Here is a 22,887-nt window from a genome sequence, read left to right as displayed (position 1 = left end):
AGTGGTAGATCCTCATCCCTCGGGGTTTTGCGGCCCTATTGATGTGCATGATGAAAAAACAATCGTAAAGTGAGCGTAACTATGCAAAAAAAGAGAGAGCTAATGCTCTCTCTTTCAGTTCACTATCGCGGCTTACGCCAGAAAACCGCGCCTATCGCAGGCAAAATAATTATTGCACCCAACATATTCACTAAAAACATGAAAGTTAACAGGATCCCCATGTCCATTTGGAACTTAAGTGCAGAGAAGAACCAGGTGCTCACGCCAATCGCCAGTGTCAGGCCGGTGAAGATCACCGCGCTGCCCCGCTCAATAAGCGCCTGATGATAGGCGGTCTGCACCGGCATGCCGTCTCTGAGTTTGACCGCCATGGTCGACAAGATGTAGATACCATAATCCACACCAATCCCCACACCTAGGGCGATCACCGGCAGTGTACTCACCGCCAGACCGATATCGAGCTGCGTCATCAGCGCCTGCGCCAAAGTCGATACCACATAGAGCGGTAGGATCACCGCCACCGTCGCGCGAATCGATCTGAAGCTAATTAGACAAAGCACAAACACGGCGCCATAGACATAGAGCATCATAGGCAGTTGCGCCTCAGCCACCGCCTCGTTGGTCGCCGCCATCACACCAACCGGGCCTGAAGCCAGCTTAAACTTGAGCTTGTCGCTGTCCATCTTGGCCGACAGTGTCTTGACCTTGTCGATCACCTGCTCAATGGTCTCCGCCTTATGATCTTTCAGGAACAGATACACAGGCATCACAGAGCAGTTGCCATCCAGCAGACCCGAGGTGGTCGGGATCTGCCCTACCGCCTGGACCAGACTCGCCGTGGTGCGAGGCAGCACCTGCCACTTAGGATTACCCTCGTTAAACCCTGCGTTAACCCGCTTAGCGATTGAGGCAAGACTCGCGGTCGACTCGACTCCTGGGGTATTGGCCACCAACCACTCAAACTCATCTATCTGGGTCAGCACATCATGATAGGTACAAGCCTCGGGAAACGCCTCGACGATCACCGTCATCACGTCTGTGGTAATAGAGAAGTGATCGGTAATATAGAAGGTGTCCTGATTGTAGCGGCTGTCAAAATGCAGCGCCGGCGCGCCGCCCTGCAGGTCACCAATCTTCATCTTACTCGCCTGCTGCAGGCCTACGCCATAAAGGGCGACGGTAGCCAGCAACACGATAACCGCATACTTGGGCGTCGCGAAATTAGAGAGCTTAGCCCAGAGCGCATCCACCTTACCGTTAGACTTGGTCGGCAGCGCCTTGACCTCGGTAAAGGAGATCAGTAGTGGCAGCAACACCAGGTTGGTCAGGATGATCACCGCCACACCCAAGGATGCCGAGATAGCCAGCTCGCGAATGATACCGATATCGATGGCTAGCAGTGTCATGAAGCCCACGGTATCGGAGAGCAGCGCTACCCCGCCTGGGATCAGCAGGCTACGAAATGCCAGCGCGGCGGCGGCCTTAGTGGTTTCCCCCTCACCCACACGGCGCCTGACGGCGTTGATCATCTGCACACCATGACTCACCCCGATGGCAAATACCAGGAAGGGGATCAGAATCGACATAGGGTCCAGACCAAAGCCAACCACAGTAAGCAGACCCAGCTGCCAAACCACAGCTACCAGGCTACACACCAAAGGCAGTAGGGTTAGCTTGACCGAGTGGGAGAAGAGATACACCATCACGGCAGTTACCAAAATGGCGATGGCGAAGAAGAGCACCACGCCCTTGGCACCCTCGGCCACATCGCCGGCCATCTTGGCAAAGCCAATGATATGGATCTTTATCTTGTCGTTTTCATACTGGCCGCGCAGCTCCTTCTCGAGCTGACTGGCAAAGGCCAGGGTATCGAGTGGCTCGCCGGTCTGAGGATCGAAGTCCATCAGCTGCGCGGTCACCATGGCCGCCGAATAATCTTCGGCGATGAGACGCCCGACTATGCCCGCCTTCTCTATATTGCTACGCACCACCTCAAGCCCGGCAGGGGTAGTCGAGAAATCCGCCGGGATCACCGGGCCGCCGGCAAAACCATCTTCCACCACCTCGGTAAAGCGGGTCGAGGGTGAATAGAGCGACTTCACCTGGGCACGATCGACGCCAGGGATGAAGAACAGCTGATCGTGTACCTGTTTTAGGGTATCGAAAAAGTTGGGGTTGAAGATGTTGCCACTGCTGTCTTCCACCGCCACCATGATGCTGTTGGCGCCGCCAAACTGCTTCTGATGCTTCAGGTAGGTCTGCATATAGCTATGATTAAGCGGAATGTTCTTAACGAACGCGGCATCCATCTTCAGATGGCTGGCCTGGAAACCGAGAAACAATGTTGCCAGCAAGAAGGCGAATATCACATAGGCCCGTTGCCGAAACAGGAAGGATTCTAATCCATTAACTAATTTATCTAACATGCCTGGGCCTTATTATTTTTGTTGTAATGCAACTAAGCCTTTGGTACCGGCAATCCACAGTGTACCCGTCCTATCCTGACCGATAGCCACCAGGTTTTCCCCCTGACGCTGCGTTACCATAGTCACGCTATCATCGCTGGCCACGTCGATCACCACGCCGCCGTTACCGACCAACCTGACCTTGTCGTCACTCAGCACCACTCCGCCGTTGAGGGTCGATTTTGTGGTCAGCTCAATCTCTTGCCACTGCTCGAGATCCCCTTCGCTCTTAAACAGGTGACCGCGAAGCCCGAGCACATAGATCCCCTGTTTAGCCACTAAGATGTTAAACAGCGAGCCCTCGTAGGGGAACTCGATGCGCTGCCAGGTGAGGCCATTATCTTGTGACTGGGCCGCTAAACCGAGTTCGCCCACCATCAAGAGGCGGTCATCGGCCAGGCGCACCACGCGATTAAAGTGAGGCAGTAAGGTGCTGCGCTCTTTCAAGTAAAGGCTTTCATCTTCAGCCTTTAACTCATCCAGATACGCCTGATCTTCTTCATACAAAAGTTCGGTGTGAAACTCTTGCTGCCACTGCTTACCGCCATCCTGGGTGCGATAGAAGAGACCATAGGCGCCAATGGCGATACCATGCTCGGCATCGAAGAAGAGCACATCCAAAAACGGCTTTTCAATTTCGGGAGAGCGCATCTGCTCTACCCAGCTGTTACCGCCGTCTTGGGTATGCAATATGGTGGCATCATGGCCCACTGCCCAGCCAAGCTCTGGCGTTAACAGGGTCGCCTTGGTCAGCAAGGCACGGCTCGGTGAACTCACCTGCTGCCAGCTATCGGTAAAACGGAATAGATGACCGCGATCGCCTACGGCAATCATGGTCTCGCCCTGCTTGGCGATATCCAATACCAGGGAGTGCGTCGCCAGCGGCTGAATATCGGAGCCTGTCACCTCGGTTGCCCCTTGGGCCCCGCCGAGAGTGACAAAACAGAGTGAAGATAAAGCGACAAGCCGAAGCATGCTAAACCACATACAAACTTCCTTTCGTGAAATGAGGGGCCAACAGGCCCCTCTACGCTAACTCTTTAAAGAATGAGTCCTTAATACACAAGTACCTAGGCTTAAATACTTAAATACTTAAATACTTAAATACTTAAATATAAGCCTAGGTATAAGCGCTTAACGAATACCAGCGCGTCTCAATGCCGCTGGGGTAAAGTTCGCTTCGCTCAACTTGGCATCGAAGTTATACATACGACCCTCGTTGTCCAGACCCATAGCCAGGTAACGACGAGATTGTAGATCGTGGATCACTTCGAGTGTGGTCCAGTGAGTCGGCACTTCGTAATAGTTGATGGCGTGCGCCACGGCGACGCGATAAAGCTCATCGCGGTTGTCGTACATGTCCGCCATAGACACTTGCCAAGAATCCTCATCCAGATAGAAGACGCGGGTCTTGTAGATATGACGCATCCCTTCCTTCAGCTGAGCCTTGACCACCCACACGCGATGTTTCTCCCAGCGCACATAATCTGGGTTGATGTGGCCTGGTTTCAGGATCTGCTCATACTTGAGCTTATCTGAGTGCAGCTTGTAGTCGTTGTAAGGAATGTAGATCTCTTTCTTGCCTAGCAGTTCCCAGTTGTAACGCACTGGCGAGCCGTTGAACATATCGAAATCATCTGTGGTGCGCAGACCATCAGACACAGTACCCGGAGTATCGAAGGCGACGTTTGGCGCCTTGCGCACGCGGCGCTGCCCTGTGTTATAGGTCCAAGCCTGACGCGGTAGCGCCTCCTGATCCATGGTCTCCTTCACCAACAGTGCGGTACCCGCCAGACGTGCTGGCTGCGTCACCACCTGCTTAAAGTAGAACAGGGTGTTCGACTCTTTTAGCTTGTCCAGAGTCATCTCGGGACGAGAGTACTCGAAGCGGATCTCTTCGGCAGTTTCCACCAAGGTGTAGCTACCAGATGCTGTAGGCGCCGCCTGGCTACGGGCGGTTTCCACATCTACGCCACGAAAACGCAGCACGTGGTTCCAAATCGCCTCGAGACCATTTTGTGGGATCGGGAAAGGCACGCCAATTGAGGCGCCAGAGATACCGTTACCATCGGCCACCAATTCGGCGCGCGAAGCGTTGGCCTTAGTGGCATCGTATACAAACTGCGGCACAGAGGCGGTGCGGCGTGTCTGATAAACATTCATCTTGAAGGTATCAGGATAAAGATCGAACAGCTTCATCTGACCTTCGGTCAGGTTATCCTTGTACTGCGCCTTGTTGGCATTAGTGATGGTAAATTCAATCTTATCGCCAGGGAAAGGATCTGGATGATGCATCCCCTTCTCGTAACCCGCAACAGGTTTGGTGATGCCGCCATCCCAGGCAGGAATAGAGCCATCTGCGTTACCCGCCTTTTCACCACCGAGCGGCGTGAGTTCGGTGCCAAGCTTGGCCGCCTCGGCCTCTGATACTTTTGCAAAGGCTGTTGGCGCGGTCAATGCGACGATCACAGCTGCCGACAATAGTGTTAGTTTTTTCATTCTTATTGTCCTTGTGAATTAGATTGAATACTTGATGTTAAACGACACGTAATCACGATCTGACATCAGATTCGTGGTGCCGACACCACCGAAGAAGGAGTTGTAGGAGAAATCTGCGCCCCAACGACTCTGATAATCGAAGTTCACGCCGATAGCGACGGACTTCTTACCTTCGGTGAACAGGAACATAGGATCGGGTGTGATCCCGTCAACATCATGTGAGAAGATGATGCGCGGCGCCATGTTGACCCCCGCAAACAGGTTGTTGTATTCGGCCTTGGCCACCAGACGATAACCCCAGGCAAAATCTGTTGGGAAAGGGTTAGTCTCAGGACCATTGTGAACTGCCTCTATGATGCCAGGCATATTTGGGTTGCCGCCAGAGCGCGCAGTACCTGGTCCATTGAGACGCAGCTCATCGAAACTTGGCATGTCGTGGATCCACACACCACCAACCTCGGCCAGCATGACTAGGTTATCGGTACCCAGGGTTGGACCAAATAGATGGGTGAAGGTCACCTGTGCCTGAGTCGTATCACGGCGGATATAACCCTCGGCCGCTTCACCAGAACCAATGCCTTTCACCTGAGAGATGCCATCAAACTCTGGACGCAATCCCGCATTGGCCAGCTGCTGTGGCATGGCGGCAAACAGGAGTTCCACGTCATCGATCTGTAGCGGCTCATCTTGACGGTGAGCTATCTCACCGGCCACAGAAGTATCGCCAATCAGGGTGTTGAAGCTAAAGCCATAGAGCTTGATATCTTCTGGGTATTCGATCTGTGCCTTAGAGAAGGTCTCTAGACCCAGCAGTGTCTGACGTTCGACTGTACCACCAGTTGCCCCAAGGGCTGCCAGAGTCGCTAAATCTTTACCAATCGCTTCCTGGGTAAAGTTAGCCGCGGTGCCGCTGATCAGCGGGCGACGGCTATGATAGTTCATGTAGTAGAAACCAAACTCGGTTTCCCCCAGCTCTGGCGCATAGTAACCTAGCTTGATACCGTACTGGCCCGAGTCGCTGGCGCTTGCCTGATCTTGCATCAGGGTCACCTTAGTCGGATAAGCCAGTGCCAATGAACCCAGTGTCGCCGCATCATATTGACCCGATGCCACCATGGCCGCCAGCTTCTGATACTCGCCGATCAAGAAATCGAGATTGATATCCGGGTTAGCGTTGAAGCCCAGCTGCGCATTTTGCGAATAGCCGCCATAGCCGGCGAAATCGTTAGTTGAGAAGTAAGAGCCAGGAGTCGGCACCCAAACGGGTTCCCAATCATATTGATAGAAGGCTTCTACCGACAGCGATTCGGTCACCCCCAGTGACGCCCAGATCATCCCCTGAGGTCTGAAGGCTTCTTTAAGCTCGGCGCCCGGCGCATTGAGAATGTTTAGATCCACCGGGTTGATCACACCGATACCGTGCGGGATCAAGGTGCTTTCACCCCAAGAGACCACCTGATTACCGATTCGGACGCTAAGTGGGTTGGCACCATCGTTAAGATCGAAATCGCCATAGATGAAGGCATCTAACAGGCGCACATCTTTACACTGTACCTTAGAGGCCTCGGAGTCGGCACAAGGGTCATACTCTTTGCCGGTTATCGGATCGCTGTAGCCATAGCTGCCGTTGTTGGCTTTCTGGTCGTAGAAATACATGCCACGGGCAAACAGACCGAAATTCTTATATTTGAGTGACAGTTCATGCAATCCCTTGAACACCATAGAGGTTACGTCACCCTGAGAGTAGAGCATGTTACTCAAGTCACCATTACTCGAGTAGGAACCTGGCTGAGCCCAAATCTCGGCCGAAGTATATTTGGTGTTACCGAATGCGGTATAGTTTGACCAGTCAAAGCGCGGGTGATTCACCTTACCGATCTGATTATCCCAGTCTCGCTCCTCAACACGCCAACTTGCACCGGCACTGAATGTTGAATCGAACGAACCTTGAACTTCTCCCCAATCGAACGACACGGCTTGCACGCCCGTAGTCGCTCCAATACTCAACGCTGCGACGATCCCCAAAGCTAGCGCTGACTTGTTAAAGCCATTTTTAACGTTTTTCATTTTAGCTCTTCTCCGTAACCTGCTGGATTCTTTGTTATAGGAATGGTGGCCAACATCTTGTTAGCGTACAGGTAACACCATTGTTACAGCATTTGGGGGTGATGAGCAAGGCGAAAAAACAGAAAATTACCTTGAGATTTGTGCACTTAAGCTAAATGGCTTACGTAAATTCAAACACACGATTTAAATCTATTCTAACAAGTCGTACCAGATGAAAAACGCCCGTTGAAAAAACAAGCATAAACAGGCAATTAAACTTGTGTCATCGAAAGCTAAGCCTTTGATGAATCGAAATCGCCCGTTTGAAGTATATACTCTAAAAATCTTAAACTTGGGTCAGAGAAACCAGTTTACCTTCATCATCGAGTTGCAGACGAAAGTAACCCCTGATACCTGAGGTGGTCAGAAAGGGTCTGAAGTGACGGGCGTGGATCCAGAGGGTCTGACCTGAGCTGTCTTTCACCTCAATCTTATCGATACTGCCTTGATAATAATTGAGAAACTCCTGGTAACTCACCTGCATGGGAAAGGTAAATATCATCATAGTTTACATTCTAAAATGGGGCGAGATGCTATGCACCTCGCCCTACTCTCTTAGACAATCTGTTTACGTTAAGTCAGCCTGACGATTCACTAACGGCTAAGCCAATAACTAAACCAGAAACTGAGCCTGTAACCGAATCAGATCATAAGCCAGCAATTAAGCCAGCGCCTTAGAGACCTTCTCATACAGGTCTTTAGACAGATCCGGCAAGGCCAAAATCTCTTGCAGGGCACTACGCATCAATTGCTGGCGCTTTTCATCAAACTTCTTAAATTGGATCAGCGGCGTAATGATACGTGCAGCCACCTGAGGATTTAAGGTATTAAGTTTAATGATAGCTTCAGTCAGGAAACGATAGCCACTACCGTCGATGCGGTGGAACACTTCTGGGTTGGCCGCCGCGAACGCGCCGATTAAGGAGCGTACCCGGTTCGGATTGGCGAAGCTAAAGGCGCTATGCTGGGTAAGCTCACGCAGTGCGTCACAGCGATCTTCACCCGGACAGCATGCCTCCAGCGTCAGCCATTTATCCATCACCAAAGGCGTATCTGCCCACTTCTGTTGGAAGTCTTGCAGCAGACTGGCGCGCAGCTCAGACTGCTCAAGGTTGAGCGCGGCCAGAGCGCCCAGGCTATCTGTCATGTTGCCAGCCTGCTCATATTGGCGCTGAGCCAGGCCTTGATGAGCGTCCGACGTTTGCAGCAATAATCCAAGACAGGCATTTTTCAGGGCTCTCGCCCCGGCATCGTCTAACAGACTCAGCTCACGATAACGCGCAAGCAGCTCATCTTCACAACCAGCGGCGATCTCTTCGAGCATAAACTCGCGGGCCGCAGCCAGGGCATCGAGATCGACACAAGTCACCTGCTCTACCAGGGTATTCAGGCTTGGGAACCTAAGCACCTCTGCCAGCAATGCCTGATCCAGCTGCTCATCGAGTAGTAAGCCTTTCACCCCATCGACAAGGCGCGGGTCGACATACATAGCCTTCTGCGCCTTAAGGTGGGCCACATTTTGCCAAACCGCCTGGCTAAAGAGTGCGGCCGAGGCCTCCCACTTGGCCACCTCGCTGCTGGCATAGCGCATCAGGTGGATAAGTTGCTCTACGCTATAGTCGAAGTTGAGTCTCACCGGCGCCGAGAAATTTTGCAGCAATGACGGCACAGGCTGCTCGCTCATGCCGTTAAACACCAACTCTTGCTCTGCCTCTGTGATGCTAAAGACCTGGCTGAGCAGTGAGCGGCCGTCGCTGCCAAGCAGCTCGAGATCGAGTGGAATGTGCAGCGGTAACTTCTCACTCTGCTCCGGCGTCGGCGGCGTGTGCTGACGCAGGCTCAGACGATATTCTTGTTTTTCGGCGTCATAGTGCTCAATGGCCGTGAGCTCAGGCGTACCCGACTGGCTATACCAACGTCTGAACTGAGTCAGATCCACGCCGCTGGCATCTTCCATCGCCGCGACGAAATCAACACAGGTTACGGCCTGACCGTCGTGACGCTCAAAATAACACTTCATCCCCGCCTGGAAGCCCTGCTCACCGAGCAGGGTGTGCATCATGCGGATCACCTCTGCGCCCTTGTTGTAGACGGTCACGGTATAGAAGTTATTCATCTCAATCACAGACTCGGGACGAATGGCATGGGCCATTGGACCGCTGTCTTCGGCGAACTGCTGATTCTTGATCACCTTGATGGCATGGATTCGGTTGACCGCTCTGGAGCCCACATCTGAGCTGAATTCCTGATCGCGAAACACCGTCAGGCCCTCTTTCAGACTCAGCTGAAACCAATCACGGCAGGTGACGCGGTTACCCGTCCAGTTATGGAAATACTCGTGACCCACTACAGACTCGATGCCGTGATAATCTTCATCGGTCGCCGAGTCTTTATCTGCCAACACATATTTAGTGTTGAACACGTTCAGCCCCTTGTTCTCCATGGCGCCCATGTTGAAGAAATCCACCGCGACTATCATGTAGATATCGAGGTCATACTCAAGGTCGAAGCGGCTCTCATCCCATGCCATCGACTTCTTCAGCGATGCCATGGCGTGGTGTGCCTTGTGCAGGTTGCCCTTGTCGACGAAGACCTGCAGCGCAACCTCGCGTCCGCTTTTAGTGGTAAAGCTATCGTCCAGCAGATCGAAATCACCCGCGACTAAGGCAAACAGGTACGCAGGTTTCGGGAAAGGGTCTTCCCAGCAGACGAAGTGACGTCCGCCGTCGATATCGCCTGAATCGACACGGTTACCATTGCTCAAAAGGTAAGGAAACGCCGCCTTGTCGGCTTCGATGCGTACCTTATAAATCGCTAGCACATCGGGGCGATCGAGGAAATAGGTGATGCGTCTGAAACCTTCCGCCTCACACTGAGTGCAGTAGGCGCCATCAGACATGTATAGGCCTTCCAGCGCCAGGTTGGCTTCGGGATCCAGCTTAGTCACTATGGTGAGTTCGAAGTCGGCTAAGTCGGTTTCGATACTCAGCTGCCCCTCGGTGACGCGATAATCATGAAGCTTACCATCGACCAGCAGCTGGCTAACGTTTAAGCCTTCGCCGTCCAGTTCAAGGGTGTGCGCAGCATCGTTTAGACGCTTCACCTGGCTGACCGCAGTCACCTGAGTATTGGCACCATCGAGCACAAAGGAGAGGTCCACCTGAGTAATAGTGAAATCCGGTGCGCGATAGTCTTTTAAATATTTGGCCTTAACCTGTGCCATTAAGATTCCCTCATCTGAAAAGATTATAAAAAAACGCGCCAATAGCGCGTTTTTAAAAAATTTGGCTCAATATTATTTCGCCTGGTTTTTAGCCACTCTTTCCATATCCACTAGATCCAGTGTGATATAGACAGTCTCGTCGAGAAATGCATCCGGCGCCTTCACATCTTCTTCGGCGTCATCCAGAGACTTAAGTGCTTCGAGTCCATCCACTGCGCGGCGCTCGTTGAGACGCGCAAGTTGCTTCTCATCGTTGGCTTCACGCTCGGCCACACGCTCTTTCTCAACTAGAGAGACGCTGGTTTCTTTGTGGCTCTTCTTGAACTCGGCAATATCTTGATCGATATAGCCAAATTCAACGTCTTTCTTGATACGTTTCTGGTGACGCGAATCGAGATTAGTCACTAGCTCTGGAGTGATATCCCCAAGCGTACCGTACTGAGCCACTGGCACCTTATCCCAAGGCAGTGCGTTGGCTTCCTCGGCTTCGCCGTATTCACCTGGCTCTAGGGCACTTGGGAATGGAATGTCCGGCGTCACGCCCTTAAGCTGGGTGCTACCGCCATTGATGCGGTAGAACTTGGCGATGGTGTATTGCACATGGCCGATAGGCTTGTCGTACATATCATAGATACGGCCCAGGCTCTTATGCTGCTGCACTGTGCCCTTACCAAAGGTCGACTCACCCACGATAAGTGCGCGATCATAGTCTTGCAGTGCGGCGGCGAAGATCTCAGATGCCGAGGCACTGTAACGATCCACCATCACGGTGAGCGGTCCAGAATAGGTCACACGGCCGTCATTGTCGCGGTTTTGCGACACCTTACCGTTAGCATCGCGGATCTGTACCACCGGGCCCTGCTCGATAAACAGTCCGGTAAGCAGTGTCGCTTCGGTTAATGCGCCGCCACCATTACCTCTAAGGTCGATAACCACACCTTCAACCTTGGCGTCTTTGAGCTTCACCAACTCTTTGGTGACATCCTGAGACAGGTTCATGTAGAAACCAGGGATCTTAATCACCCCAACCTTGCGGCCGGCGTAATCTCCGGTTTCCGGCTCGATCACCTCAGAAGTCGCGGCGCGATCCTCTAGGCGGATCTTGTCACGTACTATGGTCACGTCGATTGGTTTGGCAGAAGAGCCGCCCTTCTTAGGCAGGATCTGCAGCACAACCTTACTGCCCTTAGGCCCCTTGATCAGCTCGACCACGTCATCTAGTCGCCAGCCGATCACATCGACAATCTCTTTACCTTCCTGGCCGACCCCCACGATGCGATCTTCCGGCGCCAGCTTTTCGCTGTTGGCCGCAGGGCCGCCAGCAACCAGGCTCTTGATCACAGTGTAGTCATCATCCATCTGCAACACGGCGCCTATGCCCTCGAGGCTCAGGTTCATCTCCATCTGGAAACGCTCGGCGTTACGTGGTGAAAGGTAGCTGGTGTGAGGCTCTACGCTGCGAGAGAAGGCGTTCATCACGCCCTGAAAGACATCTTCACTCTTGGTCTGGCTCAAACGCTTGATGGCATTGTTGTAGCGCTTATCGAGCACCTTAACAATTTCATCCCAGTTCTTACCGGTCAGCTTGAGGTTTAACGCATCGTACTTGACCCGTTGACGCCACAGCTCGTTGAGCTCGGCTTCATCTTTTGGCCAGGCCGCATCGTCTCTATCGTATTGATAGCTGTCGCCTGGGACGTTAAAGTCCATCTCCTTGTCGAGCAGGGATAAGGCGTAGGCAAAACGGTCATAGCGGCGCTGCTGCACCAGATCGAACATCTTGTAGGCGGCAGTTAGATCGCCGCTCTTCAACATGTCGTCGAATTGAGTTGCATAGGGCTTGAAACTGTCGATATCACTCTGAAGCAAAACATTGCGGCGATAATCGAGCTGCTTAAGATAGCGGTCGAACACCTGCTCTGAGAAGGCGTCGTCCAGATCGAATCTATGATAATGAGCGCGAGTGAACAGACCCGTCACTCGCTTACTCGCTACTTTATGTTGCGGCTCTTGCGTTAGAGAGGGCAACTCGCTAGATGGAATACTGGGCGTCAGTGCCCATGCCGAGAATCCTACAAAGATGCTGGCAATGGATGCTGCCAGAGTGAGTTTTCGCATCAACAAGTTACTCCTTTTAAACGATGAACAGTTATAACAGGATATGCTCTACAGGTACTTTTACCGTTAATCCTGAATCTAACTGCACTTGAACATCTTCTTTCTTGATGTCCAGGACAACACCTGCAACAGGCGATTTACCTAGTTTGACACTCACGCGTTGATTTGGTTTCAACTCAGTCAGTGTTGCCGGGCTTAAATCCTTTGCCTCAACCTGTGGCTTAGCCGCTTTAGGCGCTGGTTTGCTACTACGCTTAGGCAGTGGCTTCTTGAAGGCTTTCTTCTCAGGCTTAGGACCAGACTTGTCTGTCTTCTCTGCTGCCGCTTTCGCCGCACGCTTTGCCTTAGCCTTCTCTTGGCTCTCCTTCAGTGTAGCCTGTGCATGGTCGATATGCTCTTGCTCCAGCTCGCCACACTCGTTGCCGTCGAGATCGACACGCTGTGCCCCAGCCTTAACCCCTTTCAGGTAACGCCAGCTACTGGTGTAACGGCGTAAGGCGATTCTTAATTGCGTTTTACTGACTTTAGAATCATCAGCTAACCTTTCAGCCAAGTCTTGAAACAATCCTATTTTTAGAGGCTTAGTTTCACCTTCAGCGATAAAGCATAAAGGAAATGTTTCATATAAATACGCAAGAATTGCGTTGGTGTCGGTCAACTTTTCTGTTGATTCCATCATTACTTCCACAGTTTAAAAGGGACTACCACCTCGCCGGGTTAACGTCGGCACTGGCGTGTCGTTCATATTGGTTAGACATCGGGTCGCTTATTTGCCCCTGGGCGGCGACCACACAATCCAACATACCTTATCAATTACAGTCAATAAACGCCATGTATTCATTTCAACTAATGAAAAATGTCACGGCGTGTTTTTGAATTCATCAAGCGGCCTATTATAAGGGCGCGCCAGACGAAAGCGACCATCAATTGTGCAAAATTGGTTGTAGTTTAAGCAAATAAAGCCTTTTCCAGACTTTTTACGCAGGACTCTAGCCCCAATTGATCCGCCTCGTCGAAACGAGAGAATGAAGGGCTATCGATATCGAGCACGCCGATCACCTGGCCGTCGCGGCGCAGCGGGATAACAATTTCCGAGTTGCTGGCGGCATCACAGGCGATATGGCCGTCGAAGGCATGGACATCGGCGATGCGCTGGGTGGTGTTACTTAGGGCCGCGGTGCCGCAAACCCCTTTCCCCATTGGGATACGGGTACAGGCCACTTTCCCTTGGAAGGGACCCAGGACCAGTTGTTCACCTTGCAGCACATAAAAGCCAACCCAGTTAATATCATCCAGATGCTCGTTGAGCAGCGCCGAGAAGTTCGCCATCGCCGTAACGAGATTATCTTCGCCGCTAAACAGGGCTTCAACTTGACGGGTAAGCGTCGTATAACAAGGTGTACTCATACAAATTTCCTAACAATTTATGTTTTCGTTTCAGCTTTTAATTCTGCTTTCTTGGCAGGTTTCTTAGCCGGTGTCGCCTTAGTCACAGCGCCACCTTTTAAGAGTCCCATGAGCTGATCTTTATGTTCTGCCATGTAGAAACAGAGTTGTTCCAATGCATTTTCATCTAAGCCTAAATCAACTTGCTCGATAAAAGGAAGAAGATTATCCGCGATATCGAGCATCTTATCGTAGGCATCCGCCTCCTTCTTAGATGTGAATGTCATCTTCTCCACCCCTTCTCTGACTACGACAAATTTCGTTATAACTGCCATATCCGCCCTCACACTGTTTTTATATACAGTTGTAGAATCTCATAAATACAACTTCTTATGCAAGTCTCAAACTTTATCTGTTAGAATCTGCGCAACTATTGGCTCCGGATTTGGGAGCCACCTTATTAGGGCCTGTTGATCTTTCAAGTTTAATTTTTGTTCAATCTAAACGCGTTTTGCGCGAGGCGAGAGTCATGAAGCATAGTTACTCTATGTGAATGGCGAGCAACAAAGTGCAGCGCGCGTTTAGATGAACCCGTTGGGCAGCTTTTGTAGGCCATTTCTACTGCGTTATCGCCCGTTGGTGTAGAATACTACACAACACAGGCTCTGCCTTGTATAAACCACCTACAAATTGCTGCAAAAACAAACAGCAAAGATCAACAGGCCCTAGGTATTTCAATAGATTGACTATAGTAATATCTTATAGGCAATAGATTACTGGTCTATATCAAGAAATTTGCACTCTTGCTATGACCTTAGATGACAGGAAGCGCCCCAGAACAGATATGAAAACAGAGGTGTTAGATAAGAGTATCGTTCTCTGCCGTGCTTGCGATCTGGTCGTGAGAAAGCGCGCTTTGCCAACGGGTGTGCGGGCCCTCTGCCCTCGCTGCCACACCAACCTCTATGATACCCCTTACTGCTCGCTCAACGGCATGTTGGCCCTGTGTATCACGGCGCTGGTGCTCTATTTTCCCGCTAACTTTTTCCCAGTGCTTGAGATGCACTTTCTGGGCAGTATTCGCACCACCACCATAGCCGGCGGCGCCATGGCCGTTGCCTCCCAGGGCTATTGGGTAGTGGGCATCGCCGTATTAGTGGCGGCGGTGATCGCTCCCGGCCTACTTATTCTGTCGATTCTGACTCAGGTGCTGATCGTCAAATACCGACTCAAGGTGCCCTTCTTTCGCAACATCTATAAGAAGCTACTGAAACAGCACAGCTTATTGGCCCAGCTCTCCATGCTGGAGATCTATATGATCAGCATCTTCGTCTCGGTATTTCAGCTCTCCGATTACACCGACCTCTACTTTGGCATCGGCACCTTCTGTTTCACCATGCTGTTTATCATGGTGATCTTCATGCAGCGTGAATATGACATAGAACATATGTGGGGCGTACTGGATGAGTAAGCTCAGCAAGCCTCCTCAAGGCGAATCATTGGGGCTGACCAACTGCCCTACCTGCAAGTTTCTGTGCCATCTCGAGCAGGGTAACTGCCCGCGCTGCGGACAAGCGGTGCAGAGCCGGGATCGCACCAGCGTACAGAAGAGCTGGGCGCTACTGATCACCGCCGCCATCTTGCTGTTTCCGGCAAACCTCTACCCCATCACTATCATGACCAGTCAAGGGCAGGTTCGCCAGGACACCATCTTCAGCGGCATCAACCATCTGGTGCACCTAGACCTATTACCTATTGCCATTATTCTGTTTACCGCCAGTATCTTAGTGCCCATGTTGAAGATTTTTGGGCTGGCGCTCTATCTGACGGCGATCAGCTATCGCCTGCCGATCTCGAAAAAGACACTCATGGCCGGCTTTCATATCATCGAATGGATAGGCCGCTGGTCCATGCTGGATCTGTTTGTGATCTCCATTACCGCGGCGCTCATAAACATGGGGCAGATTTGGGATGCCAAACCCGCGCCAGCAGCCACCGCCTTCGCCTTGGTGATCCTGCTGACACAGCTGGCGGCAAAAGTATTAGACACGCGTTTACTCTGGGACCGATTGGAATCGAAAGATGACACAAATTGAAACACCAAAAGTCGTTAAGAAAAAACTCTTCTCTCCCATCTGGCTACTTCCACTGATCGCCCTGGCACTCGGTGCCTGGCTGGGCATCAAGAGTATTCGCGAATCCGGCGTCGAGGTACGCATTCATTTCCCAAGTGCCACGGGGATAGACGTGGGTAAGACGCTGGTCAGATACCAGGGCCTCACCGTGGGTAAGGTGGTTGATATCAGTATCGACGACCAGCTTCAGGGCGTATACGTAGATCTACTGATGGACTACCGCTCGACGCCTTTCCTGCGCGATGAAACCAAGTTTTGGCTGGTGACCCCTAAGGCCTCGATCACCGGCGTCGAGGGGCTGGACGCCCTCTTCTCGGGCAACTATATCGCCATCCAGCCAGGCGAGGGGGATTACAAGAACGAATTTACCGCCGAAGATCAGGCCCCGCCTGTGGCGCCGGGCTCAGACGGCTTGATGATAGAACTCACCAGCGCATCCCTCGGCTCCTTAGATGTGGGCTCCCAGGTGTTTTACCGTCAGATCCCTGTTGGCAAAATAGTCAGCTACCGCCTGGTGAACGACGACAGCATCCTCTTCAATGCCTATATAGAGAAGAAATATGCCCATCTGGTGAAGCAAGACTCACGCTTCTGGAACGTCTCGGGCCTGGCGCTGGACGCCTCGCTCTCAGGCATCAAGGTCAAGACAGAGAGCCTGTCGGCTATCCTCGCCGGCGGCGTCAGCTTCTCATCCCAGGGCAGCAGCGAACAGGCTAGCGTCAATCAGACCTTCACCATCTTCGAAGATAACGAACATGCCCTGGGCGGCATCACCTTTAGCCTCACGGCCAACGATGCCGATAGCCTGAGCACAGGCGCCGACATCGTCTATCGCGGCATCAGTATCGGGCAGATCACCCAGACTCATCTAACAGAAACGGGCGTCAGCTTTGATGCCAGCATCGCCACCCAATACGCCGAGCTGTTAGGCACAGACAGCCAATTCTGGCTCGAGGGCGCGGATCTTTCACTCAGCGGCATCAAGCATGCCAGCCGCCTGGTGACTGGCAATGTGGTAGCCTTCCTACCGGGCAGCGGCGAGCACCAGACCAGCTATCCGTTGCTGGCCAAGGCACCGCAACACTCGCAATCACCGCTCATGCTCAGCCTTAGCGCCGAGGAGAACCCGGGGATCAGCGCCGGCGCCGAGGTGCGCTTTAAGCAGCTGCCCATAGGTCAGGTAGATAGCGTTGAGTTTAAGCCTGACTATTCGGGTCTTGCCTACCGCGTCCAGATCTGGCCAGAGTTTGCCAAGCTTATCCATCAGGGGAGCCACTTCGTTGCCGAATCGGCCCTGGCCATCGATGCGTCGCTTGACGGCGTGAGCGTAAACACAAGGGATCTGACCACGCTCACCAAGGGCGCCATCAGCCTGGTGCAAGGCCGCAGCAAGAAGACCGCTAATCCTAGCCAATTGCTGCCGCTGTTTGCCAACACCAAGCAGGCCGAAGGCTATCTCGCCAAGCAGAATCGTCTCAAGATAGTGCTGGGCAGCCCAGATGGTGCAGGGCTCGCCGCCCACTCCCCCATCTACTACAAGAAGATGCAGATTGGTGAGGTGCAGGGAGTCAACTGGCGCACCAGCAGCGAAGACTTTGCCATCGAGCTGGGTATCGACAAGCAGTTCGCCTCTCTGGTTAAGCCAAGCACCATCTTCTGGCGTAACGGCGCGCTAAGCGTCGATGCCAGCCTCAACGGCGTCAAGGTAGACGTGGCGCCGCTGGAAGGCGCATTAAAGGGTAGCGTCTCCCTTGGACTGCTGGAACAAGACGATATCGGCAATCAGAGCCATCTCTATGGCTCAGAGACTTTGGCCCGCGCCAAGGCAACTCCCATCAGCATAGTGTTCGATGCCAGCACCCGCCTGAGCAGCCATGCGCCGATCCGCTATCAGGGCCACCAGATCGGTGAAGTGGAGCGGGTCAAGCTGTCACAGGACTTACGCAGCGTCAGCGTGGATGCCTACCTCTATGGCGACTACGCCGCGCCTTTCCTGGCCGACGACGCCCAATATTTTATCGTCGATGCCAACATCTCGCTTTCCGGCGTCACCGCCGCCGAAACCCTGATCACTGGCCCCTATGTGTCTGTGCTACCAGGCCAGAGTGGCAATCAGGTGCATGACTTTATGGGCAGCGTCGAATCGCCTACCCTGCTTAAACAAGATGCCCTCACCTTCACCCTGGTGGATGACAACCTGGGCTCGGTCAAGATAGGCACGCCTATCATCTTCCGCGGCATTAAGATTGGTGAAGTCAAACAGGTGCAACTCTCGACCACGGGCACTCAGGTAGAGATGACGGCGCAGATTGCCAAGAGCTATAGCCACCTGGTCAACCAGAGCAGTCAGTTCTGGGATCTCTCCGGCATCAAGGTCGATCTCGGCCTCTTCTCCGGCGCGCAGATAGAAACCGGCTCACTTGAGACCATTATCGCCGGCGGCATAGGCGTGGCGACTCAATCCCCCACCACAGCCAATAACCGTATCGGCCAGGATCAGGTCTTTAATCTGCAGAGCAAACTGGATCCTAATTGGCTAAAATGGGCGCCAAATCAACAAAGTCTTAATTAAGGCTCTCTAGTATAGAAAGGCAGGGCGTCACTTTGGTGGCTATGCTTTAATTAGCGACCGCTTAAGGGGCGTCATCTGCCAACCGCAAGACATTGCACCACTTAGCGCCCCTTGATCTACTTGGCGCAAACGAGACCACGTTTTTCTGGAGTCGATATGAGCAAAGATTTGCTGCGCGAAGCCGCAATCAATCTCAAGAGAGCCGTCCCCTTGATGTTAAAGCATCAGATCCCGACGACACCCACCAACTATGCCCTCTGGTACGCCTACGTAGGTCAGCAAAATCCAGAACTCATCACCAAGATGGACAGGATAGTCAATGAGTACAACACCTGTCCGCCGGTCACCGCCGAGCTGCTCTACCGCGAACATATTGCCGATCCCAGCGAGGTCAATGTGCTCAACATGCGCCAAAACCTGGAGGCCATGACCATAGAGCTGTCGCAATCGATCAAGGATACCAACCAGGACGCCACCGTCTTTCAACAGCGTGTGGACAGCAACTTCAACCGCCTCAATCGCATCGAGGAGGAGGGCCTGAGCCTGGAGAAGGTATTGGGGCTGGTGCGGGATCTGGTGAAGGAGTCAGACGATATTCGTCAAAGTACCGAATATTTTACCGGTCGACTCGACAAGGCCCAGGAAGAGATCGCCGCGCTGAGAGAAGCGCTGAAACGCTCCGAGCAAGACGTCTATCATGACGCGCTCACAGGTGCCCTCAACCGCCGCGCCTTCGACCAAGATCTCAAGGGCCTGCTCGCTCAATCTCCAGAAGGTACCTGCCTGATCTTGGCCGATGTGGATCATTTCAAGAGTTTTAACGACACCTATGGCCACCATCTGGGCGACAATGTGTTAAAGGCGGTGGCCAAGCGCCTCAACGAGTCTTGCCGCGACGGGGTTAAGCTCTATCGCTATGGCGGCGAAGAGTTTGCCTTAATCGTGCCAAACAGCCATCAGCGCAAGGCGCGCCATCTGGCCGACGCCATGCGTCGCACACTTGAGAAGATCTCCCTCAAGGACAGACGCAAGAATCAGACGATCGATAAGATTAGCGCCTCGTTTGGGGTGAGTGAGTGGCAGGCGAAAGACACCTTCGAGTCGCTCATCGAGCGCACAGATGGCTTTCTCTACGATGCCAAACGCCTAGGCCGAAATCGGGTGATGCCGCTCTGATCCCTTTTTTATGAGCACTAATCGCTAATTGTGAGCGCTAAAGGCCAAACTGTGAACGCTAGTCGCTAGGATTGGAGTCGCCCCGATTGCTGACGTAACTGAGGTGACTGATATCCCTGAGGCGACTGATATCCCTGAGGCGACTGAGGCACATTAGATAACTCAGTTTCCTCAGAGATAGTCGGCGTATCGGGCGATGCGGGCAGACGCGTCGCTACTGCCTCCTCACCCCCATTCTCTCCCTCCCCTTCACTAAGCATGGGCTCGGCGATCACCACGAAGCGCTGACGACTCTGGCCGCCCAGGCTGTCGAAGGGATAACAGGTAACTAAGGTCAGACGCAGTGTATCTTCTTGGGCCAGCAGCGCCGTATCTTGCTCATCCACCACCTTAGTCCCCAGCACCCGATAACTTATGGTCTCGGCCGAGGCATCCTGCAGGGTGATCACCTGACCCGGATAGATCCCCTCGAGCCTGGCGAAATGGGTATCCCTGTGACCGGCGATAACCGTGTTACCCCAATGATTGATCTGATTATCCGCCAGGATGGCGGCGGGTCCGAAGGCCAGATTGCGCCCGGAGGCGCCCGCCAGCACATACAGCGGCGCGCCGCGGCGCCGCCCCTTTTCGTCCTCAAAGTGCAGCTTGGCGATCGGATAGGTATCGGCCCAGCTCCAGGGCTTATGGGCTTTACGATCCGCTAAGGTTCTGTCCCATGCCCGCTCGATCAGGAACTGGGCAAAATGTGCCTTGGCTTGCATATAGCCTCCTTTAAAGATCAGTGTCATTGCCGCCATCAAGGCGGTTAGAAGCAAAACATGCCTGAGTCCCAGGCGTCTGCGACGATTCATCATCAGGCCTCCAAGCGTCTGCGCCAAAGCCCGCGCAGACATGGCAGATAACTCACCCAATAGGCGCCGATCAGCAGTAGCATCATGGCGCCCAGTGCCAAGTAGAGACGACTCTCGGTGGCGGTCTGCGGCCACTGATTTTGCATCGGCATAGGAGCCGGTTTAAACAGTTCCATGGCATCCATAGCCTCGGGGCGTGATGGCGTCCTATCCACAGCCACCAGGCTGGTGTAAGGGCTGACCAGGTGGTAATCCATCGCCAACCGGGTCACGCTCTCTTTTATCGCCGCCTGATTCTTGGCGTTTTTACTCAGCTGCAGGCTGGCTATCTGATTGCGCGCCCAGATAAGATCTATCCCCCTGGGCTTATCGCCCCCCGTCAACGCCAGACGGCGCTGCCAGTTCTTGCCATCGAGATCACCCGAGATGATCAGGGCATCGCTGCGCGATCTCTGGGCGGGCGTGAGTCGCAGTGCCACCATGATGGGCTCATGGGCGTAAAGGTCGCCTATCTGCACCGGCCAGTAGTCGGGGATAGAGCCATCGTCCAGCGTCAGGGTCACATCGCTGATCTGCGGGGATTCAATCTTCTCAAGTAGCTCACCTATCTTGGCATCCACCTCGCTTATCTTGCCCACATAGGTGTAAGTGCCCCGCCCCGCCCTGGCCGCGCGCTCCATAAAGTAGCCATTAGGCGCCGCGCCTATGCCCACGGTAAACAGCCGCTGGCGGCCGATATTGGCGGCGATCAGCGCAAACAGAGAGGCCTCGTTGCCCACGGCGCCATCTGTGATAAATACCACCTGCTTCAAACGCTCGGGTTTTACGGCCGAAGAGATGGGCGACACGCCTGATTCTGGCTGACTCAAGGCCCGCAGCAGCGCCGGGGCCATCTCGGTGCCGCCATCGGCCTCCAGGCTCTGCACGAACAGATTAGCCTTGCCCAGGTTGGCCGCGGTTGCTGACAAGGCTACCGGAGACAGGCTGCGCACGCTGCTGTCAAATGCGATCACATTGAAGGTATCCTGGCTGCCAAGACCGGCTAAGGCGTTTAAGATGGCCGACTTGGCCTGGGCGATAGAGTCCCCCGTCATTGAGCCAGAGGTGTCGATCACCAGGGTCAGCTCTCTTGGCAGGCGCACCCTCGCCTTATCCTGGGGCGGCATCAGCATCACCAAGGCATAGCTGTCCTTCGCCTCTTTATCACTCGCTTGCACCTCGGCCGCTTGATTCGCTTTCGCTTCGATCACCACCTGATCATTGCGAGCCTGTGAAGATGCAAGAGATTCTTCATTCTTGAATTCATGGTTCTTGAATTCATGAGTCTTGCCTAATTGCGCAAACATCACGGCGCTTGGCTGCTCGGCGAGCAACGGCCGCCACTTAAGCAGAAAGTCGCGATCGGGTCGCAGGTTGGCCGTGAGATTGAGCCCTATCTTAGTGCCGCCAAGCTGGGTCTGACGCATCTGATGATAGGGGGTCTCCAGTCGGCTGATGGCCATACCGGCGTCCAGTACCACATCCAGATAGAGCTTGTGCTCATCGCTCTGTGCGCCCTCATTCAGGGCGTTAAGTCCTTGTATATCGTTAACTGACGCTTGTTCTAAGTCTGGAGCCTGCCCCTTGGGAAAGTATCTCGGGGTGATTGCCGTAGGAAAACGCAGACTGAACTCGCCATCTTGATAACGCACCTGCTGCTGATAGGCGATCTCCACCACCAGTGCCTCGCCCGGGCCCAGATTCGCCACCTCTGAGGTGAAGATGTTGGGTCTTTGCTGACTCACCAGGCTGGCCTTCTTGCCGCTGGCCTTGGCCTGTTCGAAGGTTTGCCTCGCCACTGCCTTGGGCTGGATCTCACCGATTATCACTCGCTGACCGATATGCAGCTTGAGGCTGTCGACCGCGGCATCGTGAGGCAGCGGAAATTGATAGCGACCATTGAGCCAATGCTCGCTGTCATTCACAAACACCTGCTTTACCGACACCCGGTTGATCCAACCTGAGATATTCATCTGCACCTGGGTATCCACGGCAAGCGCCGTAGCGGGCAACTTGCTCGTTAGCTGAACGCCATCTAAGCGATACTCGAGCATACCCTGGCCTAAAATGGGCTCATCGGCGGCGGGCAGATCGAAATGGTGCAGTTGCTCACCATATTTGGCAGCCGTCACATTGACACCGGCCGGTTGACCCATGCGCCCGAAGGCCGGCGTCGTCGAGCCAATCGCGCTGACGCTGAACACCAAGGCGGCGATCACCAGACGCTGGCGAGAAAAAAGCGCCCCCCTCGGGGGGCAAAGGTCGGTCTGGTTCATCCTGAGACGCGGGCGTGGCAACATCTTACTTCTCCTTTTAC

At 53.5% G+C, this 22,887-nt stretch carries 16 protein-coding genes; 4 read left to right on the top strand and 12 right to left on the bottom strand.

Annotated elements, in window-relative coordinates; translation table 11 throughout:
* Positions 1 to 122: 122 nt before the first annotated feature.
* The 10 genes from K0I31_RS09310 to K0I31_RS09265 form a co-directional block, all read right to left on the bottom strand.
* Complete coding sequence (locus K0I31_RS09310) at positions 123 to 2,426, bottom strand: efflux RND transporter permease subunit (RefSeq protein ID WP_220080626.1); 2,304 nt, start codon at positions 2,424 to 2,426, stop codon at positions 123 to 125.
* Between the two features lie 12 nt (positions 2,427 to 2,438).
* Positions 2,439 to 3,452, bottom strand: a complete 1,014-nt coding sequence (locus K0I31_RS09305) for a WD40/YVTN/BNR-like repeat-containing protein (RefSeq protein ID WP_220080625.1) — start codon at positions 3,450 to 3,452, stop codon at positions 2,439 to 2,441.
* Between the two features lie 147 nt (positions 3,453 to 3,599).
* Entirely contained in the window at positions 3,600 to 4,964 is a 1,365-nt protein-coding gene (locus K0I31_RS09300) for a DUF1329 domain-containing protein (protein ID WP_220080624.1), read from the bottom strand.
* Positions 4,965 to 4,982: 18 nt separating this feature from the next.
* A complete protein-coding gene (locus K0I31_RS09295; protein WP_220080623.1) occupies positions 4,983 to 7,031 on the bottom strand; it encodes a DUF1302 domain-containing protein in 2,049 nt (682 codons plus the stop codon).
* 325 nt (positions 7,032 to 7,356) lie between these two features.
* Complete coding sequence (locus K0I31_RS09290) at positions 7,357 to 7,575, bottom strand: DUF2835 domain-containing protein (protein WP_434086913.1); 219 nt, start codon at positions 7,573 to 7,575, stop codon at positions 7,357 to 7,359.
* 156 nt (positions 7,576 to 7,731) lie between these two features.
* A complete protein-coding gene (gene pepN / locus K0I31_RS09285) occupies positions 7,732 to 10,293 on the bottom strand; it encodes an aminopeptidase N (protein ID WP_220080622.1) in 2,562 nt (853 codons plus the stop codon).
* 72 nt (positions 10,294 to 10,365) lie between these two features.
* Positions 10,366 to 12,411, bottom strand: coding sequence for a carboxy terminal-processing peptidase (gene prc / locus K0I31_RS09280; protein WP_220080621.1), 2,046 nt, complete (start codon positions 12,409 to 12,411; stop codon positions 10,366 to 10,368).
* A gap of 31 nt (positions 12,412 to 12,442) precedes the next feature.
* Positions 12,443 to 13,087 carry an RNA chaperone ProQ gene (proQ, locus tag K0I31_RS09275; RefSeq protein WP_220080814.1) on the bottom strand — a complete coding sequence of 215 codons (645 nt, stop codon included), beginning with the start codon at positions 13,085 to 13,087 and terminating at the stop codon, positions 12,443 to 12,445.
* A gap of 272 nt (positions 13,088 to 13,359) precedes the next feature.
* Positions 13,360 to 13,818 (bottom strand): GAF domain-containing protein, encoded by a 459-nt coding sequence (locus tag K0I31_RS09270; RefSeq protein WP_220080620.1) that lies wholly within the window; start codon positions 13,816 to 13,818, stop codon positions 13,360 to 13,362.
* Positions 13,819 to 13,835: 17 nt separating this feature from the next.
* Positions 13,836 to 14,132: a YebG family protein gene (locus tag K0I31_RS09265; RefSeq protein ID WP_220080619.1), complete on the bottom strand. Its 297-nt coding sequence runs from the start codon at positions 14,130 to 14,132 to the stop codon at positions 13,836 to 13,838.
* 509 nt (positions 14,133 to 14,641) lie between these two features.
* Here K0I31_RS09265 and K0I31_RS09260 point away from each other — a divergent pair.
* From K0I31_RS09260 to K0I31_RS09245, 4 genes are all read left to right on the top strand, one after another.
* Positions 14,642 to 15,268: a paraquat-inducible protein A gene (locus K0I31_RS09260; protein WP_041406612.1), complete on the top strand. Its 627-nt coding sequence runs from the start codon at positions 14,642 to 14,644 to the stop codon at positions 15,266 to 15,268.
* Positions 15,261 to 15,893, top strand: coding sequence for a paraquat-inducible protein A (locus K0I31_RS09255; RefSeq protein WP_011865595.1), 633 nt, complete (start codon positions 15,261 to 15,263; stop codon positions 15,891 to 15,893). Before K0I31_RS09260 ends, K0I31_RS09255 begins: the two co-directional genes overlap by 8 nt.
* Positions 15,880 to 18,504 carry a PqiB family protein gene (locus tag K0I31_RS09250; RefSeq protein WP_220080618.1) on the top strand — a complete coding sequence of 875 codons (2,625 nt, stop codon included), beginning with the start codon at positions 15,880 to 15,882 and terminating at the stop codon, positions 18,502 to 18,504. The genes K0I31_RS09255 and K0I31_RS09250 overlap by 14 nt, the downstream gene beginning before the upstream one ends.
* A gap of 156 nt (positions 18,505 to 18,660) precedes the next feature.
* The gene (locus K0I31_RS09245; RefSeq protein WP_011865593.1) at positions 18,661 to 19,680 is read left to right on the top strand and encodes a GGDEF domain-containing protein; all 1,020 of its coding nucleotides are present in this window, start codon (positions 18,661 to 18,663) and stop codon (positions 19,678 to 19,680) included.
* Between the two features lie 65 nt (positions 19,681 to 19,745).
* Here K0I31_RS09245 and K0I31_RS09240 read toward each other — a convergent pair whose 3' ends face one another.
* Both K0I31_RS09240 and K0I31_RS09235 read right to left on the bottom strand, forming a co-directional pair.
* On the bottom strand, positions 19,746 to 20,534 hold the full coding sequence (locus tag K0I31_RS09240; RefSeq protein ID WP_258406616.1) for a class GN sortase: 789 nt from the start codon (positions 20,532 to 20,534) through the stop codon (positions 19,746 to 19,748).
* Positions 20,534 to 22,870 carry a marine proteobacterial sortase target protein gene (locus K0I31_RS09235; RefSeq protein WP_220080617.1) on the bottom strand — a complete coding sequence of 779 codons (2,337 nt, stop codon included), beginning with the start codon at positions 22,868 to 22,870 and terminating at the stop codon, positions 20,534 to 20,536. Before K0I31_RS09235 ends, K0I31_RS09240 begins: the two co-directional genes overlap by 1 nt.
* Positions 22,871 to 22,887 lie beyond the last annotated feature (17 nt).

The sequence above is a fragment of the Shewanella spartinae genome (genome assembly GCF_019457555.1).
GTDB lineage: Bacteria > Pseudomonadota > Gammaproteobacteria > Enterobacterales > Shewanellaceae > Shewanella > Shewanella loihica.
This window is presented reverse-complemented; position numbering and strand designations above follow the sequence as displayed.

Excerpts from the sequence above, each read along its gene's own strand:
- K0I31_RS09310 (WP_220080626.1), bottom strand. The coding sequence starts at position 2,426 with ATGTTAGATAAATTAGTTAATGGATTAGAATCCTTCCTGTTTCGGCAA.
- K0I31_RS09305 (WP_220080625.1), bottom strand. The coding sequence starts at position 3,452 with ATGTGGTTTAGCATGCTTCGGCTTGTCGCTTTATCTTCACTCTGTTTT.
- K0I31_RS09300 (WP_220080624.1), bottom strand. The coding sequence starts at position 4,964 with ATGAAAAAACTAACACTATTGTCGGCAGCTGTGATCGTCGCATTGACC.
- K0I31_RS09295 (WP_220080623.1), bottom strand. The coding sequence starts at position 7,031 with ATGAAAAACGTTAAAAATGGCTTTAACAAGTCAGCGCTAGCTTTGGGG.
- K0I31_RS09290 (WP_434086913.1), bottom strand. The coding sequence starts at position 7,575 with ATGATGATATTTACCTTTCCCATGCAGGTGAGTTACCAGGAGTTTCTC.
- pepN (WP_220080622.1), bottom strand. The coding sequence starts at position 10,293 with ATGGCACAGGTTAAGGCCAAATATTTAAAAGACTATCGCGCACCGGAT.
- prc (WP_220080621.1), bottom strand. The coding sequence starts at position 12,411 with ATGCGAAAACTCACTCTGGCAGCATCCATTGCCAGCATCTTTGTAGGA.
- proQ (WP_220080814.1), bottom strand. The coding sequence starts at position 13,087 with ATGGAATCAACAGAAAAGTTGACCGACACCAACGCAATTCTTGCGTAT.
- K0I31_RS09270 (WP_220080620.1), bottom strand. The coding sequence starts at position 13,818 with ATGAGTACACCTTGTTATACGACGCTTACCCGTCAAGTTGAAGCCCTG.
- K0I31_RS09265 (WP_220080619.1), bottom strand. The coding sequence starts at position 14,132 with ATGGCAGTTATAACGAAATTTGTCGTAGTCAGAGAAGGGGTGGAGAAG.
- K0I31_RS09260 (WP_041406612.1), top strand. The coding sequence starts at position 14,642 with ATGAAAACAGAGGTGTTAGATAAGAGTATCGTTCTCTGCCGTGCTTGC.
- K0I31_RS09255 (WP_011865595.1), top strand. The coding sequence starts at position 15,261 with ATGAGTAAGCTCAGCAAGCCTCCTCAAGGCGAATCATTGGGGCTGACC.
- K0I31_RS09250 (WP_220080618.1), top strand. The coding sequence starts at position 15,880 with ATGACACAAATTGAAACACCAAAAGTCGTTAAGAAAAAACTCTTCTCT.
- K0I31_RS09245 (WP_011865593.1), top strand. The coding sequence starts at position 18,661 with ATGAGCAAAGATTTGCTGCGCGAAGCCGCAATCAATCTCAAGAGAGCC.
- K0I31_RS09240 (WP_258406616.1), bottom strand. The coding sequence starts at position 20,534 with ATGATGAATCGTCGCAGACGCCTGGGACTCAGGCATGTTTTGCTTCTA.
- K0I31_RS09235 (WP_220080617.1), bottom strand. The coding sequence starts at position 22,870 with ATGTTGCCACGCCCGCGTCTCAGGATGAACCAGACCGACCTTTGCCCC.